The following is a 15,891-nucleotide window of genomic DNA, read 5'->3' on the forward strand; positions in this document are numbered from 1 at the left end:
CTCACCAACCCTCTATATAATTTAAGGAATAATCCCATGGATCAAACTTCAACATTGATCGAGCATATTGTTGAAGCATGGACACAGCTGCAAAAGGAGCAGCCTTTGGTGCAATGTATTACCAATAGTGTTGCAGCGAATTATACAGCCAATGTTTTGCTGGCTGCCGGTGCGTCACCTGCCATGATTGATAATCCATTCGAAGCCGAAAGTTTTACCAGTATTTCCGCTGCACTGAGCATTAATCTGGGTACACCGACCAATGAACAAATGCAGGCCATGCAAATTTCTGCACAAACGGCGCAGCGCACTGATACACCCTGGGTACTCGATCCAGTGGGTTATGGTCCCATTTTAAAATGGCGCTCGGATATGGTGGATGAGTTATTACAAAACCATCCAACGGTTATTCGGGGTAATGCTTCAGAAATCAGTACCCTTGCAGGCAATCAGGTGCTCTCCAAAGGTGTCGATAGCACACTGGATAGCGCAGATGTGTATAGCCAGGCCAAAGCCCTGTTAGCACATGCTGAGTGTATTGCCATTTCAGGTGAATCGGATTTTATTTTAAGCAAAGAACTTGATGCCGTGATTCAGGTCAATGGTGGCTCTTATTTACAGCCAAAAGTCACCGCGACTGGCTGTGCACTCGGTGCTTTAATCGCTGCTTACTGTGCGGTAACCACACCAATGATTGCCACTATTACTGCACACACGCATTTTGCGATTGCAGGAAAATTGGCCTTTGAAAGAGCGCAAACGGTTGGTCAGTTTAATGTTGCATTCATGGATTATATTCACAGTCTAAATCCAGATTTAATTCAACAATATGCGGATATCAAAATACTATAAATCTAAGCCATACTTTTATCCGTATTGATGATTCCATATGGATTTTAGTTTGGGGCTGCCTGGTAAAACCGTTTTTCAGCAGGAAAATACTCAATGGAACTTAGGCATTTACGTTACTTTGTGGCTCTGGCTGAAGAACTCAATTTTACCCGAGCTGCGCAAAAACTCTGTACCGTTCAACCTTCCCTCAGTCAGCAAATTAAAGATTTAGAGGAAGAAGTAGGTGTACAACTGATTGACCGCAGTGCACGCAAAATTGCTCTGACTTTAGAGGGTCAAGGTTTTTTAAAATATGCCTTGGAATCGATTAAATACGCGGAGCTTGCCGTCGCTCATGCCCGTCAAATCGCCAATCAAGGTCAGCAACAGCTGTTTATTGGCGTATTGCATGTTGCGGAAATGACCATTATTCCTCAAATCATTCAGCGGGTTCGTGCTCAATTTCCACAAGTCGATCTTAAAATTAGAAGTTTATCCTGTAGCGAACAGGTTCAGGCGTTGAAAAATTCCGAACTGGATTTAATCTTTAGTCGCGTGTGTATGGATGATCCGGTTTATAGCAGCACCATGCTGTTTGAAGAAAAATTATTATGTGTTGCTCATCAAAACTATATTGCCAAGCGTAAGATTCAAGACTTAAGGCAAATTCAAAATGACGACTTTATTGTCTGTGACCAACTGTTTTCTCCAGTTTTCTATCAGCGAATTCATGAATTCACTGAAAAAGAAAATTTAAAACTGCAATATAAATACCAAGTCACTAATGCTTTACAGCATATTAATCTTATCAATATGGGTTTGGGTTGGAGCTTTATTCCTGAATACGCACGGCAATTGCTCAACTCGAATGTACAGTCGGTTGAACTGAAACAGGACTTGCCGACTTTACCGCTATATGCCAGTTATCGAACAGATGCTGAAAATCCGGTTTTGCAACTTACCGCAAGAATCATTCAGCAATCTGTTCAAAAACAGCAAGTTTAAAAATAACTTTTAAAACCCGAATTAAGAAATTTGATACTGCATTTGTTCGAGCACATGCGTTAATTTCTGGAGGGCGACTCTGTCATCATACAATGCTTGCTGATGACGCCATGCCACATACCCATCCGGTCGAACCAGCAACATGCCTGCTTCAGCAATTTCACAGGTTTTTTGCCAAATACCGTAAACATCTTTCACTTCTTGCCCAATGGTCACCACATTTAAATAAGGCAGGTCTAATTGATCAGCTGCCTTTTTCCATGCAGTACCAGATAAACCAGTCACCAAAGTTAATTTACCATTTCCCACAATATCCAGTGTTGAAACCTTCTGGCCATTCTTGGCATTAATTAACCAGCAATGTGGGATTTTCGCTCCAGGACGTGACGTTGCCTGTAAATATAATTGCGGATCAGCGTGCCATTGTTCATCACATTCATCATCTAAAACTACGGCAGCCGACTGATAACGCTGATTCAGTTCCACCCCTTGTGCATTAAACTCAAAGTTTTTAATGTCTAAGGCATGATTTAACTGAGTACGTAATTCAGCAGCATCTGCTGTCGGTGCATTCAGTCGATCTAACAATTGTTGTGTGGTGGCTATCCCTTGATCAAAACCAAAAACATCTTTGAGATGCTTATAATCCATCCGAGACTGGTTGGCACGTGCCACAATTTGCTGTCCCACCGGTACGCGTTCATCACTATAAGAGCTTAATAAATCTACCTTCGCCCAATCTTTAATCACAAAAGCCAGTTTCCATGCCAAGTTAAATGCATCTTGAATGCAGGTATTTGAGCCCAAACCACTTGATGGCGGATGACGATGTACGGCATCTCCACCACAGAACACACGACCTACAGAATAATGCTTGGCAAACGCCTGATTTACATACCATGCCGATACATTCTGAACTTCAATATCTACATCATCTGTACCAATAAAGGTATGAATACGCTGGATGATTTGTTCTTGGGTATATTGCGGTTCGCCTTGAGCAATATCGAAGCCCCAACCTGCAATCCAGTCATTCCACGGAGAAATGGCGCGCAACAAGCCCATACCAATTTCGCCAAAACCTGCGGCAGGATTGACAATCCAATGCAAAATACTCGGACGATGTTGCACATATTTAGTTAAATCTGCTTTAAAACGTACATAGGTTGTACCCGCACGTGCCATCTGACCTTCAATCGGAAGACCGATTTTCTCAACAATTTTAGATCGAGCTCCATCCATACCCACCAGATACTTTGCACGTACAGAATATTTGCGATTTTCCAATCGGTCTAAGAACCAGACCGTAACACCCTCATCATCTTGTTCATGATCTAAATATTCGGTGTTGTAAAATAGATTTGCACCACGCGCGACTGCATGTTTGACCAGTAGTGCTTCCATTTCTGGTTGCACCAAATCGAATAAAGGCGAAGGACTTCCTTTTACATAATCACCATGACGTAAATCCCCTGTTCCCCACGCCTGAATACGGGCAATTTCTTCGCCAATCAAACTGGTGGTGATCATACTCTCCCCCATATGTTGCCATGGGGTCGCTCTGCTTTTGGCTTCTTCTTCTAAATCAAATTCACGCAATACTTCAACTGCACGCTGATTGGTAATATGCGCACGTGGAGAATTTGCCAAGCCATTAAACTGGGTATAAAAACGTACAGAAATCCCATAAGTGGCTAAAGCTAAAGCTGTCGTTGCACCTGCTGGACCTGTCCCAATCACTACAACATCCGTATCAAAAGGCTGATTTGACATCACATTTCCTTATTTAAATCACTTCAATGTACACATCCAAATGATTGGATGTGCTTTTATTGAACTATAAGGAAAATGTCGAGATTATTATAAAACTATCAAAACTAACTATGGCGATATCAGCCTGAGCTATAGAAACTCAAAAGCTGTTAATTTTAAGCGTGATGAGCACTTTGCCTATACTTCCTTTATAGAAAATAAAAATTGAGAAATTTAAAGTAGAAGATTCAGCCAGTCTTTAGAGAATAAAATTTAATACACTTTCCGGCTTAAAAATAAACTCAATATGATTTCCAAAATCGTTTTTAAATCCAGTTTATAAACACACGTCAAGCCTATACCATTAAAATAATCAGACACATACTGCATGAAAAAATTAATATGTGGGGTTCAGTTATTCCTTAAGCAACGAATGTCTGCTGGAGTTGTTTGGTTATTACACTTGGATGTATAAGAATATTTACTCTTTTGTACATCACTTTTACGCTGTTGAATCAGATCTAAAATGTATAAATATTCCTGAGATAGTTTCCTTTACGGGGGAAATTTGCGATCAGGGGCAAAATGCATATAAATTTTAGGCTGGATGATTTTAGCTACAAACTATAAAGGAGTCTGTCGGATTCAATAATTGCTTGAAACAGCCCTGGCAGTACTGAGTCCTCTATGGCTTTTAGGATAAGCTGACAAAATATCCACTTGGAGGCTTAATACAAAAATTGGTTTATTTTCCAAGGATAGTATCACCTCATAATTCAACTTGTTTTAGATTTATGCAAAGATAAATTAAGATGATAAAAAAACCCAACAGCACCTGTCTGTTGGGTTATTAAAGCGGTTAAAAGCAAACTGCAAAGAGATTGATGATCTCTTTCGAGTATCTTCAATTACCTTCTAGTGACGTACAATTGAAACAGATTTAATTCGATTATCATCCAGTTCCGTCACCTCGAAGTGTACCCCCTGATACTCCAACTGAGTACCTAAACTCACTTCTCCTTGAGTTTTATCTAGAATTAGACCAGCAAGACTGATATACCCTGCATCCTCTTCAACTAAATCCAGCATGCCCAACTCTAATTCGAGCTGATACACATCCAGCATGCCGGATGCTCTCCAAGTATGCTCATCAATTTTGACTAAATCGAGCTGTTCGTCCGCATCGGGAAATTCTCCGGCAATGGCTTCAAACACATCTAGCGGAGAAATCAAACCTTGTACATTACCAAATTCATCACTGACTAAAACCAGTGAGCCTTTAGAAGTACGTAAGGTATTAATCGCATCGATTACTTTCATTTTTTCAAAAATATAGATCGGGCGATGGCGTTTGATTAAAGCTTTAAGTTGTTCTTCATCTTCTAGTACATCTAGAAGCTCTTTGGCACGAACCACACTCAAGACCTTATCCAAGCTGCCACGACAAACCGGAAATAAGCTATGCGGTACAGCAAGCACCTGTTCACGAATTTGTTCAGGCGAATCATCAATATTTACCCAAGAAATTTGATTTCGTGGGGTCATGATTGAAGCAACAGACCTTTCTGCTAGGGTTAATACCCCGCCAATCATATAACGTTCTTCATCGGCAAAAGCTTCTTGAGCTTCAAAGTGCTGAGCACTATCAGTGACCGTTTCCATTTTTCCGCCCATCAATTTCAAGATGGAATCTGCAGTACGGTGGCGTAATGGAATCTTTGATTCGTGCTTTGTAGTATTACGCTGAGTAAACTGATTGAAAGCTTCAATCACAATCGCAACGCCAATACCTGAGTAGATATAGCCTTTTGGAATATGGAAACCGAAACCTTCGGCAATCAAACTAATACCAATTAATAGTAAGAAGCTTAGACAAAGAATAATTACGGTCGGATGACGATTTACAAAATCAGTTAATGGTTTGGAAGCTAGTAACATTACGGCCATAGCCATAATCATCGCTACCATCATCACATAAATGTTGTCGACCATACCAATGGCGGTAATGACTGAATCTAAAGAGAATACGGCATCTAACACTACAATTTGTGCTACAACTGCTGTAAAACTTGCATAAACAACATTCGTTGTAATTTTAACTTCAGGTTTCCCTTCCATTCTTTCGTGCAATTCGCTTACTGCTTTATACAGTAGGAACAAACCACCAAATAAAAGAATAAGATCTCGACCCGAGAAAGTCCAGTCAAAAACGGTAATAAGCGGTTTGGTCAAAGTGACTAACCAAGAGATGGCAAACAATAAGCCCAAGCGCATGAATAAAGCGAGGGAAAGACCCAATACACGTGCTTTATCACGTTGTTCTGGAGGAAGTTTTTCTGCCAAAATGGCAATAAAGACAAGGTTATCAATACCTAAGATAATTTCTAATACAATCAGGGTAAGTAAACCCACCCAAATTCCCGGATCTAATAAAAACTCCATTAGTTTATATCTCCGAGTCCATGACTTTGGTTAAAAATAAACGTAGATCTGCACGGCGACGGATCCATAAATATGCCCTGTTCAACAATAGATAAATTAATTATGCACAATCTACAAAATTTGTAATTAAATTTTTATATTTTTAATCATAAAAATACCAGTCTGTATAAAACACATACTCACTTTTGTGACTTATTTCATCTATTCGTCTGATTTTTTGATTTAGATCTACTGCCAGACTCAAAATTTATAACCACATAAAATTTAAAAAATGCAAAACATGACAATATAAGCTCTTGTTTTTATGAATTTTATTACAATATATTACTTAATATATATATTATTATGTTCAATTTATAGTCTAAGCATCAGAAATTTTTTGTTAAAAAGATTCGTTTTCAAAGCTATTTTTTTCACTAAAATGACATACAGCCAAGATTTTTTAGACTCAATAATTGATCGCTAAACTTAGATGCGCAAGCCTCTAATCCCATCAAAAAAATTACTGGATTATTTGCTATGGTCAATGTGAAAGCACTAACCTTCAATGAAACGTCGAAAACCATTGCTAATACTAACGATGAAGATGGAGATCGTCGTTTAAATTCATCATTTGATCCGCACCAAGTTAAGGTCGTGGGCATGTGTAGACTTTCATCAAGATAAAGATGGTTACAACCTGGCCCTTCTAGACGATGATGCTTAATTTTGATTCGTATAAGGAAATCTATAAATATAAGTTTCCATTGCATTAGGAAAAACTTAATATATATTAATTAGCAATAAAAATAATTCAATATGTATTGCGAATCTAAATGGCTTTGGAATAAAATGTTCTTCAACAAAAAATTACAATTACAACAATGAATTAGGGGAGCTTTTACCATGACAAAAAAATTCAGTAAATTTTTACCTTCTATGGAAAATTTTAGTTTAGATAATTTTCCATATTATTGGATTACCCAAGTACATGCTCAATACGTCCAAAATGTCGATCACGTCTTAAAAAAATATGGTTTAGATAATTCTCGTCGACGAATTTTGCTGTCTCTAAAATTCAAACCGCATGCAAGTGTATCTGATTTATCTGAAATGGTCGTGTCCAAGATGTCAACAACGACTAAAATTGTTTATCGTTTAAAAGATGAAGGATTAGTAGAAACCTATTCTTGTGAAGATGATGCCCGAATTACTCGTGTGGTATTAACGGATAAAGGGCAACAAATGACCCAAAAAATTAACGATTTGACTAATGTGGTTTTGGAGCAGTCTTTTGAAGGCTTAACCCCATTACAAATTGAAAAAATGATGGAAAGCCTTAAGCATATTTTCAAAAATTTAGCGCATTAATTTAATTTTAATCTAAAAAACTTAAGGGGGAGTAACGCTCTTTACTTTAACTAAAACATCTTTTGACAGGCAGTTTTAGTCAAAAAATTTAAAAAATACCGTTACAATAATAAAATACAATTACAACAATTAAAAAAAGGATAACCCTCATGACAAAAAAATATAGTAAATTTTTACCGTGTGTGGAAGATTTTAGTTTAGATAATTTCCCATATTATTGGGTTACTCAAGTACATGCTCAACATGTACAGAACATCGATCATGCCTTAAAAAAATATGGTTTAGATAATTCTCGTCGACGAATTTTGCTCTGTTTAAAATCAAAACCCCATGCCAGCGTATCTGATTTATCAGGAATGGTCGTATCCAAGATGTCAACAACGACTAAAATTGTTTATCGCTTAAAAGATGAAGGATTAGTAGAAACCTATTCTTGTGAAGATGATGCCCGCATTACTCGTGTGGTGTTAACGGACAAAGGGCAACAAATGACCCAAAAGATTAATGACCTTACCCATGTGGTTTTGGAACAATCTTTTGATGGCTTAACCCCCTTACAAATTGAAAAAATGATGGAAAGCCTTAAGCATATTTTCAAAAATTTAGCACGTTAATTTAAATTTAATCAAAAAAATTCAGTTGAGGAGTTATTTTCTCGATTTTTACTTTAGGTACATGTGAACATTCAAATTCACTTACAGGAAACCCTTCAACAAATGATCGGATATCTGGAGACTTCCAACTCAGCCATTCATTTAAACGCTCGTGAGGAATAACAATCACTGAGCGTTTAATATTTCCAGGTTCATGAAATTCTTTCATCATGGGATGGTCAATTGCGTCCATCGTAATCATGGTAGCTGAACGAATCACTTCGTCCCCGATCTTACAAATTTCGTAAAGTGCGGCAATAAAAACAGCTTGACCATCTTTCCGACGCACTCCCCAACGCTGTGCTTTATAATCAAAATATTTGGACTCGTAAAACTCAGTCACTGGAATGACACCAAATTTATATTTCGTCAATGCATTATTAAAAGTAGGTTTTTGAAACAAGGTCTCATTGCGGGCATTATAGGTTTTACTTGCAATCGTGTTATCTTCTGCCCATTTCGGTACCAGACCAAACATTACTTTACGCCACTCCGGACCCTGCGCTGATTTGAACAATAAAGGCAAGTCATAACCCGGATAAACCTCTTCCGAATATTCAAAAGGAATTTCTGGGAGATTTAAATCCTGTAATTGTTTAAGCGTTAGTGGTTTGAAGTTTGCGCACATAGCATAGGTATTAAATTAAAACTGGCTCCATTATATCCTTAACTGTATCATTCTGACTGCATTAGCTTGCTAGAATTCGTTAGCCAATTTGTAGCCTAATTCTTCCGAAATCACCTGCATTAAGACGCCCTACTCAAACTTCCTCTAAAGGATTTACCTGGTTGACCTGCCCTATAACCGAAAAAACCACTGTGTAAGATATATTTTGAAGCTAGGTTTAATTATTCGCTAATCAAAATTAACTGTTTACTTTTTTGATGGCCACACAGATACGCCAGTAAATTAAAAATGAAGTGGCCATGTCCACTCCAGCACTTTTAATCGCATCAATATGTGCCAGTTGAGCTTCATTAAACCGAATTTTAAAAATATTAAAAATAAGTTCAAAACAAATCATCGCCACAATTGCAAAGACAGTGATTTTAATGGTAATAGGTAAATAAAGCGCAATAAAACGATTTAAAAATGCGTGGCCGTTTTCACCGCCATTAGCCATAAATATGGCATTAATCCAAGTGATTAACAAACCTATATTAATGATTAACGATGCTAAACTTATTTTTAGATCTTCAGTTTCAGCCTGACTTAAAGCGAAAAAGCTTAACAAAATTAAAATACTGCTGACCAAATAATAATTCTTAAAGTCGGCGTAAGTGACACGATTTTGTTTTAAGTCTTCAATGAGTAGATCGGTACGCCAAAAATACATGATTTATACTCCATTATTATGTGTGGATCATATACAAAAAAAGCCTCACAAGGAGGCTTTTTATTCAGCTCACAGGATTAGTCACCTGTATAACCTTTAAGTTTTAAACGAGCAGCATGTAATAGCGGCTCTGTATAACCTGATGGCTGTTCCCCACCTTTAAAGATCAAGTCAGAAGCGGCTTGAAATGCAATATTGTTTTCAAAGTCATTCGACATTGGCGTGTAGAGCGGATCATTGGCATTTTGCTCATCCACAATTTTCGCCATACGCTGCATTACTTCTTCAACTTGCGCACGCGTTACGACACCGTGACGTAACCAGTTTGCAACGTGTTGCGAAGAAATACGTAAAGTTGCACGGTCTTCCATCAAACCAACGTTGTTGATATCGAGAACTTTAGAACAACCGACACCCAAATCAACCCAACGAACCACGTAACCTAAAATACCCTGACAGTTATTTTCAAGTTCTTTGGTTTTCTCTTCTTCAGACCAATTAGTGTCTTTCGCTAAAGGCGGAGTTAACAAATCATCTAAAGGTAATGCTTCAGTCGCCAATAAGTCTTGCTGACGGCTTGCTACATTAATTTGGTGATAATGAATCGCGTGAATGACCGCACCTGCAGGTGATGGAACCCATGCACAGCTTGCACCTGCTTCTGGATGTTCAGTTTTGGTTTTGTACATGTCAAGCAGCATATCCGGTTTTGGCCACATGCCTTTACCAATTTGTGCTTTACCACGTAAGCCTGCTTTCAAGCCAACCATCACGTTGCGGTTCTCATAAGCCGGGAACCAGATTTGAGATTTCACTTCGCCTTTACGAACGAAAGGACCAGCTTCCATGAAAGTATGAATTTCATCACCGGTACGATCCATGAAGCCCGTGTTAATGAAGATGGTACGGTCTTTCGCTTGAGCGATACAGTTTTTCAAGTTTACAGAGGTACGACGCTCTTCATCCATGATACCGATTTTGAGTGTTTTAGCCGGTAAACCTAATGCTTGCTCAGCACGTTCAAACAGTTCAACCGCAAAAGCAACTTCTTCAGGACCATGCATTTTTGGTTTAACGATATACATCGAACCTTTACGCGAGTTCTTGATTTCGTTTTCACCTTTGATGTCTGCAAAAGACAACAATGGTGTAACCAACGCATCCATGATGCCTTCATAAATTTCCGCACCATCGACAAGAATGGCTGGATTGGTCATTAGATGACCCACATTACGAAGTAACATGAGTGAACGACCGTGAATAGAGGTCACTCCACCAATCAGGTTTTTATGGGTGCGATCTTTATTCAACGAACGGGTAACGGTTTTACCATTTTTTGCGATTGACTCTTCTAAAGTGCCACGCATTAGACCCAACCAGTTACGGTAGCCTTCTACTTTTTCTTCTGCATCCACTGCAGCAATCGAATCTTCTAAATCTTGGATAGTGGTTACAGCTGCTTCAAGCACTAAGTCTTTAACGCCAGCGGCATCTGTTTGTCCAATCGGACTGGTTGCATCAATTTCAACAATTACATGCAATCCATTATTTTTAAATACGATTTCATTCGGTGCAGCAGCTTCACCGTTATATCCCACGAATTGTGCTGGATGCGCTAAAGTGGTTGTAGAACCATCTTTTAAAGTCACAACAAGTGCATTATGTTCAACTGTGTATTTTGTTGCATCTGCATGCGAACCATTTGCCAGCGGGAAAGTTTCATTTAAGAAATTTTTCGCGAATGCAATTACTTTTTCACCACGTACCGGGTTATAGCCCTTACCTTTTTCCGCGCCATCTTCTTCAGGGATCACGTCGAAACCATAAAGTGCATCGTATAAAGAACCCCAACGCGCATTTGCCGCGTTCAAGCAATAACGTGCATTACGTACAGGTACTACAAGTTGTGGACCAGCCAAAAGCGCGATTTCTTCGTCGACATTTTCTGTGCTGATCTTGAAATCTTCTACTTCTGGTAATAAGTAGCCAATTTCTGTAAGGAAAGCTTTGTAAGCTTCTAATTCAAATTTGTTGTTACGGTGCCATTCATCAATTTTAGCCTGAAGATCTTCACGCTTAGCTAAAAGCGCCTTATTCTTGGGACTAAGATCAACAACGACTTGCTCAAAGTTTTTCCAGTATGTTTCGCTGTCTAAACCAGAACCTGGTAATGCTTCATTTTCGATGAAATCGTAAAGTTCTTTAGCAATCGCTAACTTGCCTTTTTGAATACGTGCAGTCATTGTCTTTCCTGATATTGCTACTTTTTATAACAAGAGATTCTAGTATACCGATTTAAATCTAGCTGAATAGTACTATCACATTGCTAAATAGTGATCATTTTTTATAAAATAAATATACATATTACTAAATAAAATATAGCTCACAAATGCAGTGTCATCATCAACTTGAATACCTTTTTATAGTTTATAAAGTTTTTGAAATGTCGAAATTAGACTTAAGTGCAGATTTATGGATAAAAACAGTACTTAAACCCGACGTTGGTATAGTTATAGAGTAAAGTTTAAACAATGACTAGGGCTAAATGTCGACAAAATACACATTTTTTTAGTAATAAAAAAGCGCCATTTCTGGCGCCTGCTTTTAATTTGTTGGTGATTCTATATTTTGTATAAGCTTATGCTCCGCATTCAGATACTCATCGGACTGCATTTCCAGCAAACGTGAACGCGTACGTTCAATTTCAAAGGCCAATTTTTCACCTTGATAAATTTCAATAATTGAATCTTCAGAGGTTAATAACAGTTTTACGCCACGATCATAAAACTCATCGACCAGATAAATAAAACGACGTGCGCCTTCCGACAAGTAGTCTGTTAAATGCGGAACGTTACTCACCAGCACGGTGTTGTAGATATTGGCGATTTCAATAAAGTCTGCCGGACTGCGTGGTTTGAAACACAATTCTGAAAATTCGCACCATAAAACGTCTTCAGTATGCCCAACTGTTTCCACAATACGATTATTAATAATAATCGGTTCTTGAGAAATTTTTTGAGTTTGAGTCAAAGCAGTAAAACGCTGGGCGATCCAGTTTTTATGATCATGCGTCAGTGGAGATTTAAACAATTGCGCCTGTTTAAGTACTCGTAAACGATAATCTACCCCCGCATCGACATTTAAAATTGCACAGTTCTTTTTCACCATCTCAATGGTGGGGATGAAACGGTCACGGTGAATCCCATTTTTATACAGACCGTCTGGGGCAATGTTCGATGTTGCAACCAGGGTAATCCCGCGATCAAATAATTTTTGGAACAATTCACTTAGAATCATCGCATCTGTAACATTAGATACAAAGAATTCATCAAAACAAATCACCACGGCTTGTTGGTATATTTGATCAGCCACCAACTCAAGTGGATTACGCTGTCCTGATAATTTGTTTAATTCACGATGCACATGCTGCATAAAATGATGGAAATGCATGCGCATTTTGCGACGAAAAGGAATCGAATCGAAAAACTGATCCATCAACCAGGTTTTTCCACGCCCTACACCACCCCACATATAGACACCTTTAGGAGAAGTTTGACGACGGAAGCGACGGAAAGCTTTTTTTGATGCCTTAAAACGCTGCAGCAGTTCTTGCCAAACACGATCTAACTCATGGACAGCTTGTGCCTGTGCATCATCCGGCATGAACTGACCAGAAGAGATCGCTTGCGCATAACGTTCTGCAGGTGACAAAGGAATAAAGGCGGTGCTGTGCTTAGAATTTAAGTCTGACATATGATTGGATACTATTTTAGGCTATTCAAAGTATAGCGAAGTTTGGGATGGAATATATAACACTTTGGCATTAATAAACTTAGGCTATTTAAAGTACTGGCGTGGACTATATCCAAACCATCTTTTAAAGGCATGATTAAAAGCCGCTGGCTCGGAATAGCCCAGTAACTCTGCAATCATTTCAATAGAATATTCTTTATACTCTATCAGCCTTAGTGCTTTGTCTTTAATCAGTTGTTCACGTATTTGCTTATAGCTGCTTTGTAATTGTTGCAATTGATGGCGCAAAGTTCGCTCTGGAATTTGCAGCGCTTGCGCTGTTTCTGCCATGGTTGGCATTACACCTTGCTGTAACTCTAAATAATCTTGTACACGTTGCACCAATGAAGGTATTTGTTGATCCACTTTTAAGCGTTCTAACTCCGCTATACATTTACTTTCATAGATTTTAAAAGTCATTTTATCTGCGGATGGAATCGGAACATTCAGTACGGCATTATCGAACCAGAATTCTGCACACTTCGAACCAAACCCTAACTCTAGACCGTAGTAATCATAATAGTTTTTTAAGGACTCTTGATTTTCTGGTTGTGAAAATGGCAAATCAATATGAATTTGAGGAATGCTCAATCCCATCATTTTATAAAGATCTTGAATAAATTTATAGGTCCCTGAAATTTCACATTGCGCCCGCAGTAAACCCAGATCACTATTTAAATCATGCGGCTCATAACACAAAGCAACTTTATGCTCTGTATATTTCAAGCTTAAAGCCCCAGTTAAATGAGTTAAAGATTGATACAAAATACCTTGCTCTAAAGCTATACGTACATTATCACTGGTCACCAACAGCATCAGTAAAGGGCCATAACCAGCAAGTGCATAATGCTGCCCAATAAATAATCCTTTTTCGGGCGCAACATCTTGCCCGATGACTTTTAAGACGTCCCACTCCAAACTTGGATGAATAATTGAACTTGGATCCAATGCGTCAGCACGCAGACCAATACTTTGAAGTTTTTGATCGACTGCAACCCCAGCTTTACGCATGCCTTGAATTAAATACATCAAGCCAAGAATTGATCGTTTCATAACATTGTCAAATTAAAAGAATATGACAGTTTTTACTATAAAATTTCACTTTTGCAAATTGCCGAATCTATCAATTTTTTTGTCATACCTATCATGTTGCGGATTTACCTATTCATTTAAGCTATATAAAAATAGACCTATAAGGCAAATAAAAAATGTGTGATGCGACTCAAAGCAGACAACTACCACAACAAACTCAAGTTGCCGTTATTGGAGCAGGATTTGGCGGCTTGGCGATGGCTATTCGTTTATTACAAAATAATATTCAAGATTTTGTCATTTTAGAAAAGGCCAATGATATTGGTGGGACTTGGCGTGAGAATCAATACCCGGGTGCAGCCTGTGATGTGCAATCCCATATGTATTCACTTTCTTTTGCCCCCAAAAGTGATTGGTCGAAGCGCTATGCCGAAGCACCTGAAATTTTTGCCTATATTCAAAGCTTAATGAGCGGTTATGATTTGAAAAAATACTGCCATTTTAACTGCGAGGTTATGGCTGCTGAATACAATCAACAAAGTTGTGACTGGAAGCTGACATTAAATAATGACACAATCCTGATGGCTCAATTTGTTGTTTTCGCATCTGGCCCTTTACATGTTCCGCAAATTCCACACATCAAGGGTATTGAAAAGTTTCAGGGTAAAGTTTTTCATTCATCGCAATGGGATCATCAATATGACCTCAGCAATAAAAATGTTGCATCCCTCGGTACGGGTGGTAGCGCCATTCAATATATTCCTGAAATTGTCTCCAAAGTAAAGCAACTGTATGTGTTTCAACGTACCGCAGCCTGGGTCATTCCACGAGATGAACGTAATTATTCAAGTTTGGAAAAAAAGCTGTTTGATAAGTTTGATTGGTTTAGAAAACTGCACCGCACACGTCTCTATTGGTCAAATGAATCGCGTGTAATTCCCATAGTTAAACCAACCGTGATGAAATACACCCAAAAACTCGCAGAAGCCTATATTAAATACCAAGTGAAAGATAAAAACCTGGTTCAAAAGCTCACGCCTGATTATATTATGGGCTGTAAGCGTATTTTAGTTTCTAATAAGTACTATCCAACCTTCAATAGACGCAACGTCGAACTCGTTACCGATGACATTCAAGAACTAACTCCTAACAGTATTATTAGCAAAGATGGTAAAGAACGTCAGATTGATTGTCTGATTTACGGTACGGGCTTTATCACTGATCCCCGAATTTATTTAAAATCATTTAAATGCACCGGAGAAAATGGACTCGATTTACGAGAAGCTTGGCATGAGGGCGCAGAAAGTTTTTATGGGATTTGCACCAAACATTTTCCAAATTTATTCCAACTTTTAGGACCCAATACAGTTTTGGCGCACAACTCTGTCATCTTTATGATTGAGTCACAGGTCAATTACATCTTACAAATGATTCAGTTAGTCAAACAGCCCCATAGCCATGCCATTGTAGTGAAAGATCAAGTGCAAAATCAATTTAATGTAGAGGTACAAAGCCTTCTTAATGGAACTATATGGCAATCTGGATGTGTCAGTTGGTATCAGCAAGATGGAGGTAAAAACTTTGCGCTTTGGCCCACCTATACCTGGAAATATTGGTTAAAAACCAAAAAACTTAATCCCGCAGATTACCGGTTGCTAAATAAAACACCTGGAAGTCGTGCAGCCTAAATACTTAAT

Annotated in this window: 12 protein-coding genes; 5 read left to right on the forward strand and 7 right to left on the reverse strand. The window is 38.4% G+C overall.

The features are described from left to right. Positions 1–36 precede the first annotated feature (36 nt). On the forward strand, positions 37–852 hold the full coding sequence (gene thiM, locus AC3CAU_RS02080) for a hydroxyethylthiazole kinase (RefSeq protein ID WP_447053229.1): 816 nt from the start codon (positions 37–39) through the stop codon (positions 850–852). Positions 853–945: 93 nt separating this feature from the next. Next, complete coding sequence (locus AC3CAU_RS02085) at positions 946–1,836, forward strand: LysR substrate-binding domain-containing protein (protein WP_447053230.1); 891 nt, start codon at positions 946–948, stop codon at positions 1,834–1,836. 21 nt (positions 1,837–1,857) lie between these two features. Here AC3CAU_RS02085 and AC3CAU_RS02090 read toward each other — a convergent pair whose 3' ends face one another. Both AC3CAU_RS02090 and AC3CAU_RS02095 read right to left on the reverse strand, forming a co-directional pair. Continuing rightward, a complete protein-coding gene (locus AC3CAU_RS02090; RefSeq protein ID WP_447053231.1) occupies positions 1,858–3,609 on the reverse strand; it encodes an FAD-dependent monooxygenase in 1,752 nt (583 codons plus the stop codon). Positions 3,610–4,503: 894 nt separating this feature from the next. After that, a complete protein-coding gene (locus AC3CAU_RS02095) occupies positions 4,504–6,030 on the reverse strand; it encodes a TerC family protein (RefSeq protein ID WP_447053232.1) in 1,527 nt (508 codons plus the stop codon). An 885-nt stretch (positions 6,031–6,915) separates the two neighbouring features. Between AC3CAU_RS02095 and AC3CAU_RS02100 the strand changes: the two genes are divergently transcribed. Together AC3CAU_RS02100 and AC3CAU_RS02105 are read left to right on the forward strand one after the other, a co-directional pair. Continuing rightward, positions 6,916–7,380 carry a MarR family winged helix-turn-helix transcriptional regulator gene (locus AC3CAU_RS02100; RefSeq protein ID WP_131216198.1) on the forward strand — a complete coding sequence of 155 codons (465 nt, stop codon included), beginning with the start codon at positions 6,916–6,918 and terminating at the stop codon, positions 7,378–7,380. A gap of 149 nt (positions 7,381–7,529) precedes the next feature. After that, positions 7,530–7,994: a MarR family winged helix-turn-helix transcriptional regulator gene (locus AC3CAU_RS02105; protein WP_131216199.1), complete on the forward strand. Its 465-nt coding sequence runs from the start codon at positions 7,530–7,532 to the stop codon at positions 7,992–7,994. Positions 7,995–8,001: 7 nt separating this feature from the next. Here the strand turns inward: AC3CAU_RS02105 and AC3CAU_RS02110 are convergent, their stop codons facing one another. The 5 genes from AC3CAU_RS02110 to AC3CAU_RS02130 form a co-directional block, all read right to left on the reverse strand. Next, entirely contained in the window at positions 8,002–8,661 is a 660-nt protein-coding gene (locus AC3CAU_RS02110; RefSeq protein ID WP_131216200.1) for an SOS response-associated peptidase, read from the reverse strand. Between the two features lie 238 nt (positions 8,662–8,899). Beyond that, positions 8,900–9,370, reverse strand: a complete 471-nt coding sequence (locus tag AC3CAU_RS02115) for a hypothetical protein (RefSeq protein ID WP_131216201.1) — start codon at positions 9,368–9,370, stop codon at positions 8,900–8,902. Between the two features lie 77 nt (positions 9,371–9,447). Next, on the reverse strand, positions 9,448–11,613 hold the full coding sequence (locus AC3CAU_RS02120) for a malate synthase G (protein ID WP_447053233.1): 2,166 nt from the start codon (positions 11,611–11,613) through the stop codon (positions 9,448–9,450). Positions 11,614–11,974: 361 nt separating this feature from the next. Beyond that, positions 11,975–13,123 carry a cell division protein ZapE gene (gene zapE, locus AC3CAU_RS02125; protein WP_131216203.1) on the reverse strand — a complete coding sequence of 383 codons (1,149 nt, stop codon included), beginning with the start codon at positions 13,121–13,123 and terminating at the stop codon, positions 11,975–11,977. Positions 13,124–13,207: 84 nt separating this feature from the next. Further along, positions 13,208–14,215, reverse strand: a complete 1,008-nt coding sequence (locus tag AC3CAU_RS02130; protein ID WP_447053234.1) for an AraC family transcriptional regulator — start codon at positions 14,213–14,215, stop codon at positions 13,208–13,210. A 155-nt stretch (positions 14,216–14,370) separates the two neighbouring features. Here AC3CAU_RS02130 and AC3CAU_RS02135 point away from each other — a divergent pair, with 155 nt between their 5' ends. After that, complete coding sequence (locus tag AC3CAU_RS02135) at positions 14,371–15,882, forward strand: flavin-containing monooxygenase (RefSeq protein ID WP_447053235.1); 1,512 nt, start codon at positions 14,371–14,373, stop codon at positions 15,880–15,882. The last annotated feature ends 9 nt before the right edge of the window (positions 15,883–15,891 follow it).

Source organism: Acinetobacter sp. GG23, from assembly GCF_057766365.1.